The organism is Paenibacillus sp. 05T425, from assembly GCF_056396205.1.
Window position 1 is genome coordinate 1 of sequence record NZ_JBFTLA010000133.1, and the last position, 414, is coordinate 414.

Sequence of the window (414 nt, forward strand, 5' to 3'; positions counted from 1 at the left end):
CATCTACACCGGCCCAAGCACCGAAGACACGCCCGCATTGATTGAACCGGCGGCGTTCAGCGACGGCATCGTCATCGTCCAGGTCAATCAACTGGTGGACGATGTCAGCGAGTTGCCGCGCGTGGATATCCCCGCGTCCTGGGTCGATTTCGTGGTGGTGGCGGACAAGCCGTTCTACATCGAACCGTTGTTCACCCGCGACCCACGCCACATCAAGCCTGTGCATGTGTTGATGGCGATGATGGCGATCCGCGGGATCTACGAAAAACACAACGTCCAGTCGCTGAACCACGGCATCGGCTTCAACACCGCCGCCATCGAATTGATCCTGCCGACTTACGGCGAGTCCCTCGGCCTCAAGGGCAAGATCTGCCGCAACTGGACGCTCAATCCGCATCCAACCCTAATCCCGGC

At 59.9% G+C, this 414-nt stretch carries 1 protein-coding gene; it reads left to right on the forward strand.

Translation table 11 applies throughout. The features are described 5' to 3' along the window. Positions 1 to 414: malonate decarboxylase subunit alpha (locus AC1DF0_RS32445; RefSeq protein ID WP_477577710.1), on the forward strand; the 414-nt coding region annotated here is incomplete at both ends.